Raw genomic sequence first — 18,809 nt, 5'->3', positions numbered from 1 at the left:
AAAGACACGCCGCTCGATGCCGTAGATCACGTCCAGGCGCGTCATGAGAGCTTCTGTGCGGCCTAGAGCGGCCGGCATATGAGGCAGGTGCCAGACGGGCGATTTTCTTCTCCAGAACAGGCCGGAATTCAGCCTCAATCTCACCTGCCATCTTGTTACACATCGCGACCCAGTTCGTGAATGAGCTGACCTACCCTCTACCGTCAGAATAGCGTGAAGACACTCTCCGAGCAAAACTGACATCTCAGGGTACCGCATTTCACGCCCCTGCCCGTCTGCCCCGCAATCTGACTCAGCGCCTTTGATGTTTATCCTCGAAAGACTTGCCTGTCTGTTCCCGTTTTTACATCTGCGCATGATCGCTCTCTTGCTTCTGTCGTCGGGTGGGACTCTCTTGGATAGCTAGGCGAGGAACTCAGCGAGACGCATGACCTACCTTTATTGCCCAAATTTTAGCGGCGATGTGTGGTGGTCGTGCCTGCTGCGCCATTAGACCTTAAATCGTTCTGAATGCGTAGCTTTATCCCATGGATTGCCCGGATTGCCTAGTTGACAGCTGTCAACTTCATAAACTCCTGATCAAGACTTTCACGGCTGATGAGTGAAGTGAGATATCCTGTAGGGTTTCTCACGCTTTCAAATCTTTGAAGCAAAAGACACAGAGCCATCGCTATCCGTTTTGTGCCTCCTTTCTTTACCAAAGATATCAGGACTCGTGGGTCGAGACCCATCATTGGGGCTATTCTCAGGGTAATTTCCGCAAGATCGTTCCAGGACGTGATCCTTCGATCAGCGTAGTTGAGCATATCCGGGCAGGCGGCGAGAACATGTGCCGGTGTAATTATATCTGTTTTTGGGTTCTGTTGGTGCTGCTCATTTTGACTGATTGAGGTGCTTGTTTTTTCTGTAGCAGACTGTTTTTCGACATGCCGAAGAAGGCGAGCGCGTATGTCACACAGTGCGCTTAGAAGGCCTTTTAAGATGTTGAGGCCTGTTTTGCGGCGCAGGGTCAATCGCTCTTCACGCGTGCAATGTGCTGGATCGAGTGTTTCAACATCGGCGAGTACTGCTCGGATGTCCGCGGTCACTGCCTTACGCTCCGCTTGCTCAGCAATTACAGCGTCAGCCGTTGCATGGATTTCGGGTGCGCGGCTGAGCAGGGGGGTAAGGTCGAGCCCGAAGGCGACTGCTCCGAATTTGGACTTTATGCGGAAACGCTTGCAGTTCGCGCTGTCCCGCCGACCAAGAAAGCCAGTTTCGATCAATCTTGCGATGTGACGACGCATCGTACTTTCGGGCATGTTTTGCGCTCGTTCGGCAATGGTGCGATTGGAGGCAAAGACGATCAATTGCTCCGCGCTGTCGAGGACACGTGGGCTATGTAAGCTGAGCAGGGCGCGCAGAACACCCATCTCGCGGTGGCTTAAGCCGAAGGCGGGCGCGGCGATTTCAAAGCGGCTGAGCAGTTCCCACTTGTCGCAGGAATTGAGTTGCGGGCGCGCGTCTGCAGTTTCACGCGATTGGTGCGCAAGGCTCAAGGCGCGCCGACTCATTTGGGTGGCGGAAAGATGTTTCATATGCGTTCACGATGCGCGCAAAAAGCCGTTCGCCGAGTTGGCGAGAGTTGACAGCTGTCAACAGGACTCCTACGTTCGGATTGTCACATACGAGAAATCGTAGGAGCCTCCCGGATCATTCCGGGGGGCTTTTTCATGCGGGCAGTCTCGTGTCTCCTGTGCTGGTTTCGGGGTAGGGTGAATTCAGTCCCGATCTTCGCTTTCGCGCCAAGTAGAATGGAATTCGGGCAATAGGCGGGTCAGCCAATCGGCAAATCGGGCATCCTCGAAGTCGAGTGAGACGCGACCCCGCGACCGGCGCAGCGCACCGACTTTGGTGCCGTCTTCTGTAACGATTTGCTGCGGTGCCTCGCTTGCTGGGGCAGGGCGGGGCTTCGTCAATGCTGTGATCAGGGCGGCAAAGCGGTCGTCGGAGCTGGCCTGCGGCCCTGTGCCCTCTGCCACATCGACGGCTTCTTCTATGGAGAGTTGTGCGCCTTTCAGAAGCTCAGCAAGTTTGAGCCATCGCGGACGGCCCGCTCCCGGAGCGGCTCCGATCGCACGGATCACCTCTGCTGGGATCGCGTCGGCGACCTGAAGCATGCGCGAGATCACCGTTTTGTCGAGGTGGAGCGCATCGCAGATTGTTTTCCGATCATAGCCACCATCGCGCATCTGACGGGCGAAATTGGCTTTTTCGATGAAGGTCAGGTCGCGCCGGGCCGTATTCTCCTGCCCTTGGGCGATGATCAGGTCGCGGTCGTCAAGATCGCGCACCATCGCCTTGACGGGACGTCCCAAGGTGCGCAGAGCGGCGACGCGCCTGCGGCCATAGACGATTTCGAACCGGCCTGAGCCGTCCGGGTTGGGCCGGACAAGGATCGGCACCTGTTGGCCATGCTCGCGGATGCTCTCCACGAGGGCCAGGTGATCCTCTTGGTTCAAGTCGAGCCGATCCTCCAGCCCACCGGGATCGATCAGGTCGGCGTCGATTTCGGTGAGCGAGCGGCTCTTGAGCTCCGCAATCGAGCGGGAGACGGCCCCGATTGCGCCCTTTTGATAGCGCGGGCGCGCGGCGTCAGAGGACGGGGCAGGGGAGGGGGCGTCATCGCCGCCGTCCATCAGTCCCTTGAGCAGGTCTTTCCTTGCCATCAGCGCCCCCATGCGGCCTGGATCAGGCCCTCAATCTCGCCATTCACGTTGTCCAGACTTTCCCGCGCGCGCTCGTAGGTGGCGCGGGTGAACTGGCTCTTCTCGACTTCGTAAAGTGTCTGTTTGGTGATCCCGGCATCCGAGATGGCGGTGGATTTCAGCACCGGGTGGTTCAGTACATGCTCCCCAAACATGGAACGCATGAAGCTGACCATCTGGTTCTGCGGTCCGTCGCCCGGTTCGTATCGCGTCACAACGTAACGCATCCAGTCATAGGTCATGTCCCCTCCCGCCTCGGCCACGACGCCGAGCAAGTTTGATGTCATCAGGAGGAACTGGCACATGGACATCACGTCGAGCATTTGCGGATGCACCGTCACGAGCACCGCAGTTGCCGCCGAAAGGGCGGACATCGTGATGTAGCCAAGTTGCGGTGGGCAATCGATCACGACGATGTCGTAGTCCTGCTCCACCTCTGCCAGCTTGTCACCAACACGGGTAAAGAAAAGGTTACCGTCGCGGTTCGCCAGCGCCCGGGGCGTCTCATGCTCGAACTCCATCAGGTCCAGATTGCCCGGGATGAGGTCGAGATTGGTCATATAAGTTGGCTGGATCACGTCGCTGAGCGGCACAGGATCTTCGTAGCGGATCGCGTCGTAGAGCGTACCGCCATCCAGCAGATCGAATTCGGGCTGATAGCCGTGCAATGCCGAAAGGCTGGCCTGCGGATCGAGGTCGATGGCCAACACGCGGTAGCCGTCGAGTGCGCATTTCTGAGCCAGATGGGCAGAGGTTGTTGTCTTCCCCGATCCACCCTTGAAATTGATCACCGTGATAACCTGAAGGTGGTCGCCGTCCCGTCGTCCTGGCAGGTACGTTCCGGGGCTTTTCGCCCCTTGTTCGAGCAGTTCACGCAAGGCTTGCAGGTCGGCAGGGGAGTAATAGCGGCGGCCCGCGCCGCGGATCTCTGGCTCAGGGCCTTTGCCATCAAGATGGAGCTTTCGCAGATAGGCATCCTTCACACCCAAAAGTTCCGCCGCTTCGCCAGAGGTGAAGCGCCGCATTTCCTTGCGGGCATTGGGTGGAAAGAGTTGCTCACGATGCGCCTGTAGACGATCGGACAGCTTCGCGGCATGATCGCCCACGAGCAAATCGATGCGGTTTTCCCGCTTTTGCATGATACGCCTCGTCTATCTGCTCACTGGCCGTTTGTTACGGCTCTCGTCGTCTAAACTCATATTTACCGTAAATTACTGCAAGACAAGAAGATTCGTTGCAAGGTTTTCAGCATGCCGAGATGCTGACGCTTCAGCCCGTACGGACGATCACAATATCTTTTCTTAGATAAATTGTTTTTTATCAGTAGCTTGTGAGGGTTTGTTGATGCTATAACGCATCTTCAATTTGCCGATATTCCAAGGCAAAGAGATAAGCGCTGGCAGGCTCTGGGGCGTTCAGCCTGGTTCAGGGGCGATTCACCGGGACATTGTCGAAATCAGGAATCGTGATCTCCATCCCCAGATTCGCAGACAAATGGTGGGCCTGCTGGCCGATTACATCGAACAGGCCCTTCCCCGTTGGGCGGGGGAGGGCGTCCGCTGCGCGGAGCGTCATTTCGATCAGTTCGGCGACCCGCCGCCGTTGGGGCTGGCCGAACCCGCGCGCGCCGATGGCGCGAAGGAAAGCGTCAAGATCAGGGCCACGCACCTCATCGGCCATACGGGCCGAGCCTATGCGGAACGACATTTCGTGGTTCACATCGTCCAAGAGCACCGGGTCCACATCGTAGATCGGCGCAAATTCCGGCCGGGGGCCGCTGTACAACAGCGCGTGGTTCTTGGCGTGGTTGTCGGAATTTCCGAGCAGCATGTTGATCAGGGTAACTTCAAAGAAGGCGAGGCGCGCCGCGCCGGGCAGACGGGTCTGGCTGAGCAGCGTGCCGATGGCCTGCGCCGAAAAAGCAAGGGAAGGGCTGCCGTTGCGCTCGTATTTCAGGAACTGACCGAGGCCGAGAGCCTGACAAAAATCTTCTTGGTGCAGACGGTGGACCGCGCCCGCCTCAACCCGGCGGTCGAAGCGCTCGATAAGTAAGCCTTGCAGGTCGCCGTCGCCAATGATGGCGGTGCGCTGAACCGGATGGTTTTGTGCTTGCGCCATGATGCCGGTGGCCAGGTGCTCACGCGGTACATGGGTCATCTCGCGCGCGGTCGGCACCTTCAGGATGTGAGTGGTTGGCGCACCAGTGCCGGGGCGGGGCAGGGCGAGGCGTCCGTCCGGGAGCCGTGCGACCGCGATTTTCCCCTGAACGCCGGCAAGTGGCGACGGGTCGGAGGTCTCTGCGGGCAGGCGGCGTCGGTCACGTAGCGAGGCCATGATGCGGGCCAGCTCGCCGGCGACGGGCAGGGGGCCAGCATTGTCTAGCGTATCGGGGACGATTGGACTGCCGTCGAGCGGGTCGTAGTTGGTGGCAAGATCGCCCGGACGCTTGGCCGGGCCAGCGCCTTCGGGAACGCAGCTCACAGCGCCGGGACAATCTGCGCCAAGATGATAGAGGAGGCCCGCGACGTCCCGCTCTTCCAGCCCGTAACGCTGCATGACTTGATCGCGCAATTCGTTCTCGAAGAGCAGGTTCGCAAAAAAGCCCCGCGTGGCCACGTCGCCATAGGGTTCCTCACGCACTGGTAGGCTGACTGAGAGAGGGTGGGGCAGGGTGTCAGTCCGGTAGGAAAAGGACAGGCTGCCATCCGCGTCCGTTTTAAGCGTGCCAATTGGCGCAGGCACGCTTTCGAGATAGACGTCGAGCCGCGTCACCGTTCCTCACCCTCATTTATTGTGAGGGTCAGGCCCAGATCGCGGCAAAGCTGGAGAACGAGACCGATCTGTGCCGTTTCCTTGCCTGTTTCGATGGCGCGGATCGTGGTGCGGGAGATACCGGTCTGTAGCGCAAGTTCCTCCTGCGTGATCGCACGCGCCTTCCGAGCGGTCCGCAGCGCCTGGCCGAGGGAAAGAGGGTCGTGGATTCGGGTCATGATCCCTCCAGAATGAACACGATCGTTTGCATTTCAGCCAAATTAGAAAAGTCTGCGCAAAATGACAACGATCGTTTGCATTTGCGTTGGGTCGGTAGCTTGGATGGGATGCTCACCGCAGCTGCAGATCTTAAACTTCAAATGGCGGAAATCTCAGTCGATAAGCGATAGCGTGCATGGGCTGCTGTCCTTATCCCTTCACTGCTCCGTCGCTTAACCCCCTCACGAGATATCGTTGCGCGATGAGGAAAACGATTGTGATGGGCAGGCCGGACAGGATCGCCGCCGCCGCGAAATCGCCCCACAGATAGCGGAACTCGTTGAGGTAAAGGCGAGCCCCAACCGCCAAGGTCATCTGGCTTTCGGACCGGATCAAGACCGAAGCGATGGGGTAGTCGTTGATGAAGCCGATAAAGGCAAGGACGAAGACCACGGACATGATCGGCACCGCGAGCGGCAGGAACACATAGCGGAAAGTCTGCCACGGCGTCGCCCCGTCGATAGCCGCTGCATTGTCGAGCGCCCGGTCGATGGAGTCGAAATAACCCTTGATGGTCCAGATGTGCAGCGTCACGCCGGAAAGGTAGATCAGGATCAGTGCGACATGGCTATCGAGGCCGAGGAAGGGTGAGACCTCGCCCAGTGTGTCAAAGATTGCGAAGATCGCGACGAGGGCCAGCGTCGTCGGGAACATCTGGATCAAGAACAGCGCGTCGAGCATTGCAGCCTTGCCCCGGATGCGGATGCGGCTGAACGAATAGGCAGATATGGTGGCAATGGCCAGCACGCCGAGACCCGCGATGACCCCAACCTTGATCGAGTTCCACATCCAGGTGAGCACCGGGTAGGGGGGTGAGATCACCTCCCCGTCCGCGCGGGTATAGTCGAACCCGAAGGCAAGGACCCAGTGCTCGAGCGTCGGTTTCTCGGGGATAAGTGAGCCGACGGCGAAGTTCCCCTCCCGAAAGCTGATCGAGAGCACCATCAGGAACGGAAACAGGATCAGCGCGAGGAAGCAGAGCAGGAAGCCGTGAGCGAGGATCTTCTTGACCATAAGGTCGCGCGGTCGTTCGACGATCATCAGGACACTCCCGACCGGCGCGCCGCAGCGCGGCGCATGGCGACGAAATTGGCGTAGCTGATCGCGGCCACTACGAGGAAGATCAATAGGGTAATCGCCCCTGCCAGCCCGAATTGCTGGCCCGCATTGTCGAAGGCGAGGCGGTAGGTGAAGGAGGCTAAGATGTCCGTCTGACCTGCCGGAATGACCGTACCGGGAATGTCGGGCAAGCCGCGCGTTAGCAGGAAGATAAGCACCAGATTGTTGAAGTTGAACGCGAAGGCCGCGATCAGCAGCGGCAGGAACGGCGGGATGATCTGGGGTAGGGTGATCGTGAAGAAGACGCGCAGCGCCGAGGCGCCCTCAAGTGCTGCGGCCTTCTTGTGATCTTCGGGCACGGCTTGAAGGAAGCCCATCGCAAGAAGCATCATATAGGGATAGCCGAGCCAGACATTGACGATCACGACCATCACGCGCGCCAGCGTCGCATCCGTGAACCAGTTGGGCTGAATGCCGAATAGTGTGCCCAGGATCAGGTTGATCTCCCCGAAATTCTGGTTGAACAGCCCCTTGAAGACCAGGATCGAGATGAAGGACGGCACTGCATAAGGCAGGATCAGCAAGACGCGGTAGACCGGTTTGAAGCGCAGATGCTCCCATTGGAGGATCACGGCGAGCAAGAGCCCGACCGAGAAGCAGAACAGCACCGACAGGCCCGCAAAGGCGAAGGTCCACGCGAAGATCGAGAGCGTGGGGCCGCGGATGCCCTCGGACGTAAAGATCCGCTCGAAATTGTCGAAGCCGATGGCAACGCGCCAGCCGGGCGGCACTTGCTCGGCCGCCGCGCTCTCGAAGAAGCCGGTGGCATGGTTGGCGGTGAGGACCGTGCCGTCGCGGCGGGTCAGCTCATCCGGGCCAGTCTGGACGTAGTCGGGCACGACCGAGGCGAAGGTGCGCAGGCCTGCGTTACGGATCTCCGCCCCATCCGGGGTTTGCAGGGTCAGGAGGCCCAGCCCCTCCCGCAGGCGGATCGCATCGCGGCGTTCCAGCAGCGTGTCAGGTGCGGCGGCCGGGACGAGGGCTGCCGTAGCTTCCTCGGCCAGCGAGACGGGCTCGGACAGGAGGCCGCTTTCGGGCAGCCAGATGCGGTAGCCTTCCCCGTCGAGGGCAACGGCGAAGGGCTGCTCGGTCGACTGGTCCACCGTGCCGCGGGAGGTCAGCACCTCCACCGCGCGTTCATAGGTCAGCAGGTTGAACGAGCTGTAATTCGTGAAGCCGATCCAGATCGTGTAGATCACGGGAAAGGCGATGAAGATGACGACGGCTGCGATGCCGGGGAATATGAAGCGGCTGCCATAGAACCGCTCGGACCCGAAAATCACGACGAAACAGGCCGCCAGCCCTAGCAGGATCGCCCCGAAGAGCGCCTGCCCGATCATATACAGCGAAAAGGCCGACCAGAGGAGCGCGACCGCGATCAGCCCGACGAGGCCATAGCGCAGCCACGGCGTCTCAGCCGGCATGTTCTGGATGTCGGTCGCGCTCATATCGGTCTGTCCGTTGCAAGGACCATGCCCCGCACGATACGGGACATGGCCGTTTCGACAAACGTTCCGGGCTTACTCGCCCAGGATACGCGCGGCGGCGTCGTTGAGCGCGGCCTCGGGGTCCTGCGCGTCTGTGGTGATGTTGGTCAGCGCCGGGCCCATCGCGGCCCAGAACGCGCCCATCTCCGGGTTGGACGGCATCGGCACACCATTGGTCGCGACGTTGAGCATCTTGGTGATGTTTGCATCGTCCTGCGCTTCGGCAGCAGAGGCGTCGGCCAGGGCGCCAAGCTCCCCATTTGCGTTCCAGGTCGCCAGCCCCTCATCCGTGAGCAGGAAGTTCTCCAAAAGCTCGACGGCTAGGTCAGCATTCGGCGTTGCCGCGTTCACCGCGAAGGCCTGCACGCCGAGGAAGGGCGTGGATTCCGCGCCGTCCACGGTCGGGATCGGGGCCACGGCGAAGTTGATGCCGGAATCGCGCAGGCCGCCCCAGGCCCATGGACCGTTGAGCACCATGCCGACCTCGCCACGGTTCATCGCGCCGTCCATCACACCGTAATCGACGCCTGCGGGCATTATGCCCTCTTCGATCAGCCGCTCCAGCATCGCGGCCCCCTGGATCGCGCCGTCAGTGTTCACGCCCGTTGCGCTGCCGTCATAGTAGCCGTCGACCTTCTGGAAGGCGAAGCCGCCATTGGCCATCAGCAGCGGCATGGTGAAATAGGTGTTGTTGTAGTCCCACAGGATCTTCTGCCCGTCGAACTCCATCGCGATCAGCTCTTCGAAGGAGGCGGGCGGCGTCTCAATCAGGTCGGTGTTGTAGATCAGGTGCACGGCTTCGACGCTGACCGGGTAGCCCCAGACCGCCCCGTCAAAGGAGACGGCGTCGAGCGCCGAGCCCAGGACGCCCTCGCTCCATGCCGCGGAGGGCTGTACGGGGGAGATCAGACCACCCGAGGCCCACTCGCCAAAGCGGTCATGCGCCCACATTACGATATCCGGGCCGTCGCCGGTGGACGCGGCCTGCTGGAATTTCTGCGGAAGATCGGGGTCCACGACCTCGACCGTGACGTCGATGCCGTATTCCTCGACGAAGGGTGCCACGGCGGCCTCCAGAGCCTCCTTGTCGCGGTTCGCGCCGGTCCAGATCAGCAGCGTGCCGTCTTCGAGTGCTGCGGCGGGCATGGCCGTGGTGACGAGCAGGGCCGCAAGGGTCAGTGTCTTTTTCATTGTGGGTCTCCTCCGAAGATTATTGTGCCGCGACCAGCGTCGCGGGTGTCAGGGTCAGCGCCCCTTGATGATGCAGATAGGCAAAGCCATTGCCGGGCAGGACAAGGGTCGTGCCGTCGATCGTGCCATGTGCCGGGCCGGTGAGCCGCGCCTCCCCGTCGAGGCGGAACGCGGCGGGTTCGGGCGACAGGTTGAAGATGCAGGTGAGCGTCTGTTCCTTGGCCACACGTCGGAAGGCCAAAAACGGCTCGGGCAGGTCGAGGAAGGTGGTGGCTCCACGCGTAAGCGCGGGCGACGCCTTCCGCCAGGCGATGATGTCCTGGTAGAAATGCAGCAGGCTGTCATTCGCCGCCTCCTGCGCATCGACCGCACGGGCGCGCTGTGGTGCCTTGACCGGAAGCCAGGGCTGCCCCTCCGAGAAGCCTGCATTGGCTGCGTCCTGTTCCCAGACCATCGGCGTGCGGCAGCCGTCCCGGCCCTTGACCGCGGGCCAGAAGCGCAGGGCAGGTGGATCGGTGAGCTCGTGAAATTTCATCACGGTCTCTTCCTGTCCCAGCTCCTCCCCCTGATAGATGCCGATCGTCCCCTCGAAGGACATCAGCATTGCGCCCGTGAGCCGCGCGATCGTGTCGTGATCCACCGCATGTTCTGCCCAGCGGGAGGGATGGCGCGCGACGTCATGATTGGAGAAGGACCAGTAAGGATGCCCGTCCGGCGCGCCGCGCTGGAACCCTTCGATGCAGCGGCGGAAATGGCCGGCGGTGAATTCCTCCGACAGCATCGCGAATGAGTAGCACATGTGAAGGCGATGGGTGCCAGCGGTATATTCGGCCATGATCTCGATGGAGCGATCGCCGGACTCCCCGACCTCACCCACCATCATCGTGTCGCCATAGCGGTCCGTCAGGCGGCGCAGATCTTCGAGAAAGCCCAGATTCTCCGGCCGGGTCTTGTTGTAGATATTGCGCTGCATCCCGTAGAGGTCGGTCGCCATGACCTGCCGGGTCGCTTCCGCGGGCGGGTTCGAGCGCAGCCTCTGGTCGTGGAAGAAGTAGTTCACCGTGTCGAGACGGAAGCCGTCCAGCCCGCGCTCCAGCCAGAAGGCGCAGGTCTCAAGGATTGCCGCGCGCACATCCGCGTTGTGATAGTTGAGGTCGGGCTGCGAGGCGAGGAAGTTGTGCAGGTAATACTGCCCGCGCGTTGCATCGAACTCCCACGCCGGGCCGCCAAAATGGCTGTGCCAGTTGGTCGGCGGGGAGCCATCAGGCAGGGGATCGGCCCAGACATACCAATCGGCTTTCGGATTATCGCGGCTCGTCCGGCTCTCCTTAAACCAGATGTGCTGGTCGGAGGTGTGGCTGAGAACCTGATCGGTGATGACCTTCAGCCCCAGCTCATGCGCCCGCGCGATCAGCGCGTCGAAATCTTCAAGCGTGCCGAAGAGCGGATCGACGTCGCAATAATCCGACACGTCATATCCCATGTCCCGTTGCGGCGAGACGAAGATGGGTGACAGCCAGATGCAGTCCACCCCCAGTGAGGCGACATGCGGCAAACGCTCTGTAATGCCGCGCAGATCCCCGACACCGTTGCCGGCGGTGTCCATGAAGGACCGCGGATAGATCTGGTAGATGATCGCGTCGCGCCACCACTCCGCCATAGGGTCGTCCCCCTTCCCAAGCTCGTTCGGGCGGGACCGTAGCAGGTTTCAAATCTTTTTCAAAACGTTTTAAGTTTGATTTGGAGAGTGCGGCAGGGTAGGCTTTGCGCAACGCCCGACAGGGCACCGCAAGCGATTGCAGAGGGTTCGGCTTGGCGACACTCAAGGAAATCGGACTGGAGCTCGGCCTGTCGCCAGCCACCGTCAGCCGTGCGCTGAACGGTTTTCCCGAAGTGTCTGCCAAGACCCGCGACCGGGTGCGAGAAGCCGCCGAACGGCTCGGCTATCGCGCGAACCGCAACGCGCAGCGGCTTGTCTCCGGGCGGTCGGGCATGGTCGGCATGATCGTGAAAACGCGGGCCGACCTGCGTGCGGACCAGACCTTCATGGAAATCCTGATGGGCCTGTCTGCCGCGCTTGCGGATCGCGACACGGACCTCGTGCTTGCCGTCGATCAGGGCCGCGATCCGGTCGCGGCCTATCGCCGGATGCTCGAACGCGACATGGTGGACGGCTTCATCCTGAACGCGCCCGTGATGGACGATCCGCGCATCAATTTCCTGCGCGAGGCGGGCGTGCCCTTCGTCCTGCACGGCCGCGACCGGCTGGATGCGGATTATCCCTTCTTCACCATCGACAACTACGCTGTCGCCGCAGAATCCGTGCAGCTTCTGGCGGCACTCGGACACAAGCGGATCGCCTTTCTCAACGGGCCGGTCCTCTACAGCCACGCGGTGCGGCGGCGTGCAGGGTATCTCGATGCAATGGCCCGGTTCGGACTGCCGGTGGCCGAGGGCGCGCTGACGCATGACGAACCGTCTGAGGCGGCCGGTTACCGTCAGGCGGTCTCCCTTCTCGCCGGACAGCGGGGTGCGCCGCCGACTGCTTTCATCTGCAGTTCGACACTGCTGGCCGAAGGGGTCATGCGCGCCGCAAAGGATCGCAGGCTCTCCGTGCCGGAGGACGTCTCCGTCATGGCCCATGACGACGATCTGCCGCTTTTGCGTGCGATCAGCTTTACACCCGCCTTGACCGTGACCCGCGCCCCGCTGCGCGAAGCGTGTATTCCGGTCGCGACCGCCCTGATGGACCTCATCGGCGGCACAGACCCCGCTGAGCTGCAAACCTTGACCCGGGCCGAGCTCGTCGTCCGCGACTCCACTGGCCCGGCCCCCCGGAACGGAGACACCCCATGGCCCTAGATGCCGCCGCCCCCGCCGCGCTGAGCGCCAAGAGCCTCACCAAAAGCTACGGCACGCTTCAGGTCCTGCACGACATCGACCTGGAGATGGCGAAGGGAGAGTTCCTCGTCCTCGTCGGCCCGTCGGGATGCGGCAAGTCCACACTGCTCAACTGCATCGCGGGGCTGGAGGAGATCACGAGAGGCACGCTGACGATCGGCGGGCGGGACGTGACGCATGAGCCGCCCAAGGACCGCGACATTGCGATGGTGTTCCAGAGCTATGCGCTCTACCCCACGATGAGCGTGGGGGAGAATATCGGCTTCGGAATGAAGATCCGCCGCGTGCCGAAAGCGCAGGCACGGGAGAAGATCGAGGAGGTGGCCAAGCTCCTTCAGATCGACCACCTGCTCGACCGCAAGCCCAGCCAGCTCTCCGGCGGGCAGCGCCAGCGCGTGGCGATGGGGCGGGCGTTGGTGCGGGATCCGAAGCTCTTCCTTTTCGATGAGCCGCTCTCGAACCTTGATGCCAAGCTGCGGGTGGAAATGCGGGCGGAGATCAAGCGGCTGCACCGCACGACCGGCGCGTCCATCGTCTACGTCACCCACGACCAGATCGAGGCGATGACGCTGGCCAGCCGCATCGTGGTGCTCAAGGACGGTTTCGTGCAGCAGATCGGCACGCCGCAGGAGATCTACGAGCAGCCCGCGAATACCTTCGTCGCCGATTTCATGGGCAGCCCGCCGATGAACCTGTGCCAAGGCACTGTGGAGGGGGGCGTACTGACGCTCGGCGACCAGCAGATTGCGATCGGGATCGACCTGCCACGGCGCGTGATCGTTGGGATTCGGCCCGAACATCTGATCCGCACCGAGCGCCCCGACCTCACCGTCACCCCCACGATGATCGAGAACACAGGCTCAGAATGCTATGTGCAGTTTCCGCTCGGCAACGCGACCCTGACCGCAAAACTGCCCGGCCGTCTTGATGAACTTGCGCTCGAACCCATCGGCCTTAGTCTTGAGCGGGCAAAATTATCGTTCTTCGACCCTGAGACGAAGGAGGCGATCCGCATCTAGGCGCCATCAGAAGCTGCGTCGGGCGCATCCTGGCTTGTCACCGATCTGGCAACACACAGTGTGACCCCCGGGCGAGGAAAAGTGAGCTGTTATCCCTTTGGAGCCCAAATTCCCAGACGTTGCGGTGGGCCGGTGCAGACACTCTGCGGTCGATACCAGAACATCTGGGCAGGGTTTCGCACTGCAGTTTTTCTATACCCGCCATTAGCGGCAGCGTGTTTGATCGACCAAAGTGAAGCTGGGCGAACAAAGCGACGGGATTGGATTGAGTCACCACTGTCTCGATTGAACGCAAAACCGGACCTTCTTCGCGCGGCATAGATTTGCCCAAAAGAGGGCTGGAAAAGTACGGACTGCTTCTGATCTGCGTTGTTTTCCTGCGAGCACCCATGTTGCTGCACCTTTGGCTGGGAGATGCTTCTTTCGCGTGCTCCACTTTACCTTGGCAGAAAAAGTGGGGTCTTTGTCCTAACCGGCATCGCGAAACTTGGGTAATGTCTGCCCATGAGCAAGAGACCCGACATTCCGATATCGCACGATAAGCGACAGGTGCTGATGGTCGCCTATCCAGGTGTCCATCATCTGGATGTGGTTGGCCCCTTGGAAATCTTGGCGACCACGCAGTTTTTTGTTGAGGGCGCTGAGTTACCCTATGATTTGTCCGTCGTTGCAGCAAAAGCCGGACCGATCAAGGCCAGCTCCGGCCTGACGATCACGGCAGACAAGTCTTTCTCTTCGATCCTTGAAGCTGAAGGCGTCATTGATACGCTGATCGTTGCTGGGGGGCATGGTTCGTCGGAACAACTCACCAACCCCGAACTTCTGGACTTCATGCGGACGATGGCGCCGCGGGCAAAACGCGTCGTGTCCATATGTACCGGCGCGCTGATCCTTGCAGAAATTGGTCTGCTCGACGGGAAGCGCGCCAGCACGCACTGGTTCTGGTGCCCGGTAATGGCGCAAAAATATCCGAACGTGACGGTCGATCATGACGCGATCTTCACTTGCGATGGCAATATCTGGACCTCCGCCGGCGTCACCTCTGGCATGGACTTGGCCCTGGCCTTGGTTGAGATGGATTGGGGTCATGAGGTGGCACTTCAGGTTGCGCGGTTTAGCGTGATGTACATGATGCGCCCTGGTGGTCAGGCGCAGTTCAGCGCGCATCTGTTGGCGCAGAAGGCCGAAGACCCTGCGATCAACGAGGCGCTCGCCTTCATCCTCGACCATCCCGGCGATCTGCTGACGGTGACGAGCCTCGCCGCACGCGCCACGATGTCCGAGCGCACGTTTGCGCGGCGTTTCAAGGAGCAGACCGGCGTGACGCCTGCGGCCTATGTTGAGACAGCACGGGTGCAGACGGCGCGGGTTGCCTTAGAAACCACTGAACAATCGATTGATCGCATTGCAGTTTCGACCGGCTTTCAAAATGCTGAGCGGATGCGGCGCGCGTTTCATCGCCATGTCGGGATATCCGCAGGCGATTATCGCGAGCGCTTTCGCATGAGCAGGGAACCCGGTCATCCAGCGCGCGCTGGCCCTGAATAGCGGCGCTCCGCCGAACCATCGACTTCGAGAATTCACTTGAATTGAGGCCTCCGTGCACTCGCAGTGTGCGAAGGGCGCCCTCCTTCGCTTTCACGAAAGGAAAGCCGCTCATGAAACGCGTATTCATTGCCGGAGCAACCGGCTACCTAGGTCGTCATCTGTGCGCCGAATATCAGCGCCAAGGTTGGCATGTGACGGCCTTGGTGCGCCGTGCCAGCGCGGGTCAATCACTCGCAGTGGACATATCGGTGGTTGCGGAAGCAACCCAACCTGAAACGCTTACAGGTGTGCTGGATGACATCGACTTGGTTGTATCAGCGCTCGGCATTACGCGACAGGCCGATGGCCTGAGTTATTGGGATGTCGATTATCAGGCAAACAAGAATCTGCTCAATGAGGCGCTGCGTGCAGGCGTTCAACATTTCGCCTATGTGCATGTCCTCAACGCCGACAAGATGACCGGCGTGCCCCTCATCGACGCCAAACAGGCGTTTGTTGCAGACTTGCAGGCGGCCGGTATCCACCACACGATCATCGCGCCCTCTGGGTATTTCTCAGACGTCGCGGACTTTCTCGCGATGGCGCGCAGAGGGCGCATCTGGCTCTTTGGCGACGGACAACAACTGATCAATCCGATCCACGGGGCGGACCTTGCTGCTGCAATCCACGACGCGGTTTTGCGCGGCGACCTTTGGCTCGACGTAGGTGGGCCTGACACCCTCACCCAGAGCGACCTGGCGGCGCTGTGCTTCGAGGTGCTCGGCAGGCAGGAAAAGATCATCCACCTGCCGGATGTATTACGCCGGTTGGTACTTCGCGTTCTGCCGTACCTCGTTCCTCAAGCAGTCGCCGGACCGGCGCAGTTTTTCCTGACTGCGTTTGGCATGGATATGGTCGGCCTACCGAAAGGAAAGCATCGTCTTGCCGACCATCTGAAAGAGGTCGTGCGCAAGCCAAATCGACTAGCTGGCGGTGACAGCGCCGCGGAGCAAGTGACGCCATGACAATGCAACGCTTTGGCGGTGTCGCGGCCTTGATCTGCGCTGCGACCTACATCTACGGCTTCTTCGTTTTGGTAACGATCCTTGCACCAATGGGATTCGGCACGAATGCGATAGACGCGGTTGAAGTGGTGCGGTTTGTTCAGTCGGATACGAGCACGCTCATCGCATTCAACACGACGATATACATAGTAAACGCGCTGGCGCTGGCCGTTCTGGTCACAGCGCTGCAGGCACAATTGCGGTCGAAGACACCGGATCTTGTGAAGGTGTCGCTCGTCCTCGGTACAGTTTGGGTCACGCTTGTGCTCGCGGCCGGCATGATCGCCAATGTCGCGGTGGAGCGCGCTTTACACCTTGCTGCGAACGATTTCGATCAGGCGGTGGCGCTCTGGCAGGTTCTGCACGCCGTCGAACTTGGTCTGGGCGGCGGCAATGAGATTGCTGGGGCCGCATGGATTGGCTTCGTGAGTGTGGCGGGTTTTCTGGGCCGCAACCTTGGACGTATTGCGGTCGGGCTCGGCGTGGTGACCGGGGTGTCGGGACTGCTGACCCTGATCCCGGCACTCGGCGACGTTGCGGGCGCCGTATTCGGGCTGGGCGCGATCGGGTGGTTCTTCGCGATCGGTTGGGTGCTGCTGCGCAACCAGGATGAGGTGAAGCCATGACTGCACTAAATGACGCCCTTCAAAGCCTCGTTGAAACGGAGCAGGCAAAGAGCGGCGGGCAGGCTCTGCTGCTGTGTGTTCAATCCGGCGACGGAGGCGTAGATTTCAGGGGCGGCGCAGGTGTTTCCACCCCTGAACTCCGGTTCCCCATCGCCAGCATCTCGAAAATGTTCACGGGTGCGCTGATTCTTCAGTTGGCCGATGAGGGCAGGATCACGCTCGACCAGACAGCGCAAGGCGTTCTGACGGACGTCGATTTGTCGGACCTCCATTTTGTCAAAGGCTTGGCATATGGGCCGAAGCTGACAATCCGGCACCTTTTGTTCCAGACGTCGGGCCTCGCCGACTACTACGAAGGTGGCGTTGCGGACGATATCAAAGCGAACCGCGATCAGGCTTATGACCTTGCAGCTGTGTTGCACTGGGCCAGGGCCCGACGCCCGATGGCTGCGCCCGACAACGGACGCGCCCATTACTCGGACACCAACTTCCAATTGCTCGGAGGGATAATTGAGGAGGTCACGGGGGACACATTTGCCAATGCCGTTCGGGACCGTATCTGCACGCCTCTGGGCCTCGCAAACACGTTCGCATTCGAACCGAAGCGCGATGCGGGTGACGCGATCCTTCCCCTCTACCATAAGGCGCAGCGGCTGGACGTTCCGCAAACCCTCGCAAGCATGGGACCCGATGGCGGGATCGTGTCCAATCTCAACGACTTGATGGTATTCCTGCGTGCGCATCTTGAAGGTCGACTCTTCTCGCCGGATCGAACCAAACACTTGCATGACTGGCGCAAGATGACTTTCCCGTTGCAGTATGGCGGTGGGTTGATGCGCTTCCAATTGCCGAGCTGGATGACACTGTGGCAAGGCTCACCGGAACTGATCGGCCACTCGGGTGCGAGTGCGTCCTTTGCCTATCACGCACCGCAACGGGACATCTTTCTCGTGGGCACCTACAACCAGACCGATCTGCCCAAACGCCCGTTCGGCTTTATGATGCAAGTGCTCAAGATGTTGGAGCGTCGAGCATGAGAACCCTGCTTAAATGGCTGGGTATCTCATTCCTCGGCCTTCTTGTTCTCGTCGTGGTACTCTTTGCGGGGACGCGCGGCGACTATACCGTACATTCACTGGTGACGGAGAATGCCGCACTGCCATCCGTTGAGATCAATGACGTGAGCCTGCACTTGAAGGTGGTCGAAGGCCCGACAGATGCGCCAACAATCGTCGTGCTTCATGGCGGACCGGGCGCCGATTTTCGATCGCTGCTTGGATTGGAACCGCTCTCCGCCAGCCACACCATCATCTTCTACGATCAACGTGGCGCAGGACTGTCGGAACGAGTGCCGGTTAGCCAACTGACGCTCGATCACCACCTAACAGAACTCAGTGCCATTGCTGATCACTTTTCGTCCGACCGCCCGATAATCCTGATCGGTCATTCCTGGGGCGCGATGCTCGCGGCCGCCTATCTGGACGTTCACCCGAGGCGTGTGGAGCGCGTTGTCCTCATTGAACCGGGTTATCTTGATTTAGCGGGAAAGGATGCGTGGGCTGCGGTGTCCGAGAACTACATGTCGGGCTTTAACTATTGGCGCGAAGCATTGCTCATCGGCTTTCGTGCGCAGCACGTGATTGCTACTGATGACGATGCTGCCGACGATTTCCTGATCGGACACATGGTCGGTCAATTCGTCAATCACCCAGAAAACCCTTACCATTGTGGCGAGGGTTACACTGCGCCATCGTGGCGTTTCGGGGCCGCAGCCAGCAATCGCTGGGCGAACGCACCCGCTTCGGAAGTGAATCAGATCGCGCGCATTACAAGCTTTCAGGGCCCGGTTCTGTTCCTGGCCGGCGCCTGTAACACTTGGATCGGGCCAGAGCTGCAGGCCGAACACGCAGCGCGCTTCTCCGATGCCCAGTTGGTGATCATCCCGAATGCCGGACACGATGTCATCTGGGATAATGCCGATGCGACGCTTGAAGCCATTCGGCAATTCCTCGCAGCCCGGTAAACCCGGCACGGCATTCAGGCAATGTCTGTGTAAGGCAATTGACCAGCAGCGCGCACAGGGTCTGTAAGATCCCAC

16 protein-coding genes are annotated in these 18,809 nt (G+C 60.6%); 7 read left to right on the top strand and 9 right to left on the bottom strand.

Features of this window, described 5'->3' with window-relative positions; all coding sequences use genetic code 11:
• Window positions 1-545: 545 nt before the first annotated feature.
• From repC to POI8812_RS17015, 9 genes are all read right to left on the bottom strand, one after another.
• Window positions 546-1,577 carry a plasmid replication protein RepC gene (repC, locus tag POI8812_RS17055; RefSeq protein ID WP_108783837.1) on the bottom strand — a complete coding sequence of 344 codons (1,032 nt, stop codon included), beginning with the start codon at window positions 1,575-1,577 and terminating at the stop codon, window positions 546-548.
• A 183-nt stretch (window positions 1,578-1,760) separates the two neighbouring features.
• Entirely contained in the window at window positions 1,761-2,708 is a 948-nt protein-coding gene (gene repB / locus POI8812_RS17050; protein ID WP_108783881.1) for a plasmid partitioning protein RepB, read from the bottom strand.
• The gene (gene repA / locus POI8812_RS17045) at window positions 2,708-3,886 is read right to left on the bottom strand and encodes a plasmid partitioning protein RepA (protein ID WP_108783836.1); all 1,179 of its coding nucleotides are present in this window, start codon (window positions 3,884-3,886) and stop codon (window positions 2,708-2,710) included. Before repA ends, repB begins: the two co-directional genes overlap by 1 nt.
• Before the next feature lie 286 nt (window positions 3,887-4,172).
• Window positions 4,173-5,519, bottom strand: coding sequence for a HipA domain-containing protein (locus POI8812_RS17040; protein WP_108783835.1), 1,347 nt, complete (start codon window positions 5,517-5,519; stop codon window positions 4,173-4,175).
• The gene (locus POI8812_RS17035; protein ID WP_108783834.1) at window positions 5,516-5,737 is read right to left on the bottom strand and encodes a helix-turn-helix transcriptional regulator; all 222 of its coding nucleotides are present in this window, start codon (window positions 5,735-5,737) and stop codon (window positions 5,516-5,518) included. Before POI8812_RS17035 ends, POI8812_RS17040 begins: the two co-directional genes overlap by 4 nt.
• Before the next feature lie 190 nt (window positions 5,738-5,927).
• The gene (gene malG, locus POI8812_RS17030) at window positions 5,928-6,818 is read right to left on the bottom strand and encodes a maltose ABC transporter permease MalG (RefSeq protein ID WP_108783833.1); all 891 of its coding nucleotides are present in this window, start codon (window positions 6,816-6,818) and stop codon (window positions 5,928-5,930) included.
• Window positions 6,818-8,344 (bottom strand): maltose ABC transporter permease MalF, encoded by a 1,527-nt coding sequence (gene malF / locus POI8812_RS17025; RefSeq protein WP_108783832.1) that lies wholly within the window; start codon window positions 8,342-8,344, stop codon window positions 6,818-6,820. The genes malG and malF overlap by 1 nt, the downstream gene beginning before the upstream one ends.
• 72 nt (window positions 8,345-8,416) lie before the next feature.
• On the bottom strand, window positions 8,417-9,574 hold the full coding sequence (malE, locus tag POI8812_RS17020) for a maltose/maltodextrin ABC transporter substrate-binding protein MalE (RefSeq protein ID WP_108783831.1): 1,158 nt from the start codon (window positions 9,572-9,574) through the stop codon (window positions 8,417-8,419).
• 19 nt (window positions 9,575-9,593) lie between these two features.
• Entirely contained in the window at window positions 9,594-11,234 is a 1,641-nt protein-coding gene (locus tag POI8812_RS17015) for an alpha-amylase family glycosyl hydrolase (protein WP_108783830.1), read from the bottom strand.
• Between the two features lie 152 nt (window positions 11,235-11,386).
• Here POI8812_RS17015 and POI8812_RS17010 point away from each other — a divergent pair, with 152 nt between their 5' ends.
• The 7 genes from POI8812_RS17010 (at window position 11,387) to POI8812_RS16980 (ending at window position 18,734) form a co-directional block, all read left to right on the top strand.
• Complete coding sequence (locus POI8812_RS17010; protein WP_108783829.1) at window positions 11,387-12,436, top strand: LacI family DNA-binding transcriptional regulator; 1,050 nt, start codon at window positions 11,387-11,389, stop codon at window positions 12,434-12,436.
• A complete protein-coding gene (locus POI8812_RS17005) occupies window positions 12,427-13,494 on the top strand; it encodes an ABC transporter ATP-binding protein (RefSeq protein ID WP_108783828.1) in 1,068 nt (355 codons plus the stop codon). Before POI8812_RS17010 ends, POI8812_RS17005 begins: the two co-directional genes overlap by 10 nt.
• Before the next feature lie 504 nt (window positions 13,495-13,998).
• Window positions 13,999-15,042, top strand: coding sequence for a GlxA family transcriptional regulator (locus POI8812_RS17000; protein WP_245895454.1), 1,044 nt, complete (start codon window positions 13,999-14,001; stop codon window positions 15,040-15,042).
• A gap of 110 nt (window positions 15,043-15,152) precedes the next feature.
• Window positions 15,153-16,046: an SDR family oxidoreductase gene (locus POI8812_RS16995; protein ID WP_108783826.1), complete on the top strand. Its 894-nt coding sequence runs from the start codon at window positions 15,153-15,155 to the stop codon at window positions 16,044-16,046.
• Window positions 16,043-16,711 (top strand): hypothetical protein, encoded by a 669-nt coding sequence (locus POI8812_RS16990; RefSeq protein ID WP_108783825.1) that lies wholly within the window; start codon window positions 16,043-16,045, stop codon window positions 16,709-16,711. Before POI8812_RS16995 ends, POI8812_RS16990 begins: the two co-directional genes overlap by 4 nt.
• On the top strand, window positions 16,708-17,748 hold the full coding sequence (locus tag POI8812_RS16985; protein ID WP_108783824.1) for a serine hydrolase domain-containing protein: 1,041 nt from the start codon (window positions 16,708-16,710) through the stop codon (window positions 17,746-17,748). Before POI8812_RS16990 ends, POI8812_RS16985 begins: the two co-directional genes overlap by 4 nt.
• Entirely contained in the window at window positions 17,745-18,734 is a 990-nt protein-coding gene (locus POI8812_RS16980) for an alpha/beta fold hydrolase (protein ID WP_108783823.1), read from the top strand. The genes POI8812_RS16985 and POI8812_RS16980 overlap by 4 nt, the downstream gene beginning before the upstream one ends.
• Window positions 18,735-18,809 lie beyond the last annotated feature (75 nt).

This window comes from Pontivivens insulae (genome assembly GCF_900302495.1).
Lineage (GTDB): Bacteria > Pseudomonadota > Alphaproteobacteria > Rhodobacterales > Rhodobacteraceae > Pontivivens > Pontivivens insulae.
The sequence above is the reverse complement of the archived record's forward strand: the minus strand, read 5'-3'. Positions and strand labels throughout refer to the sequence as shown.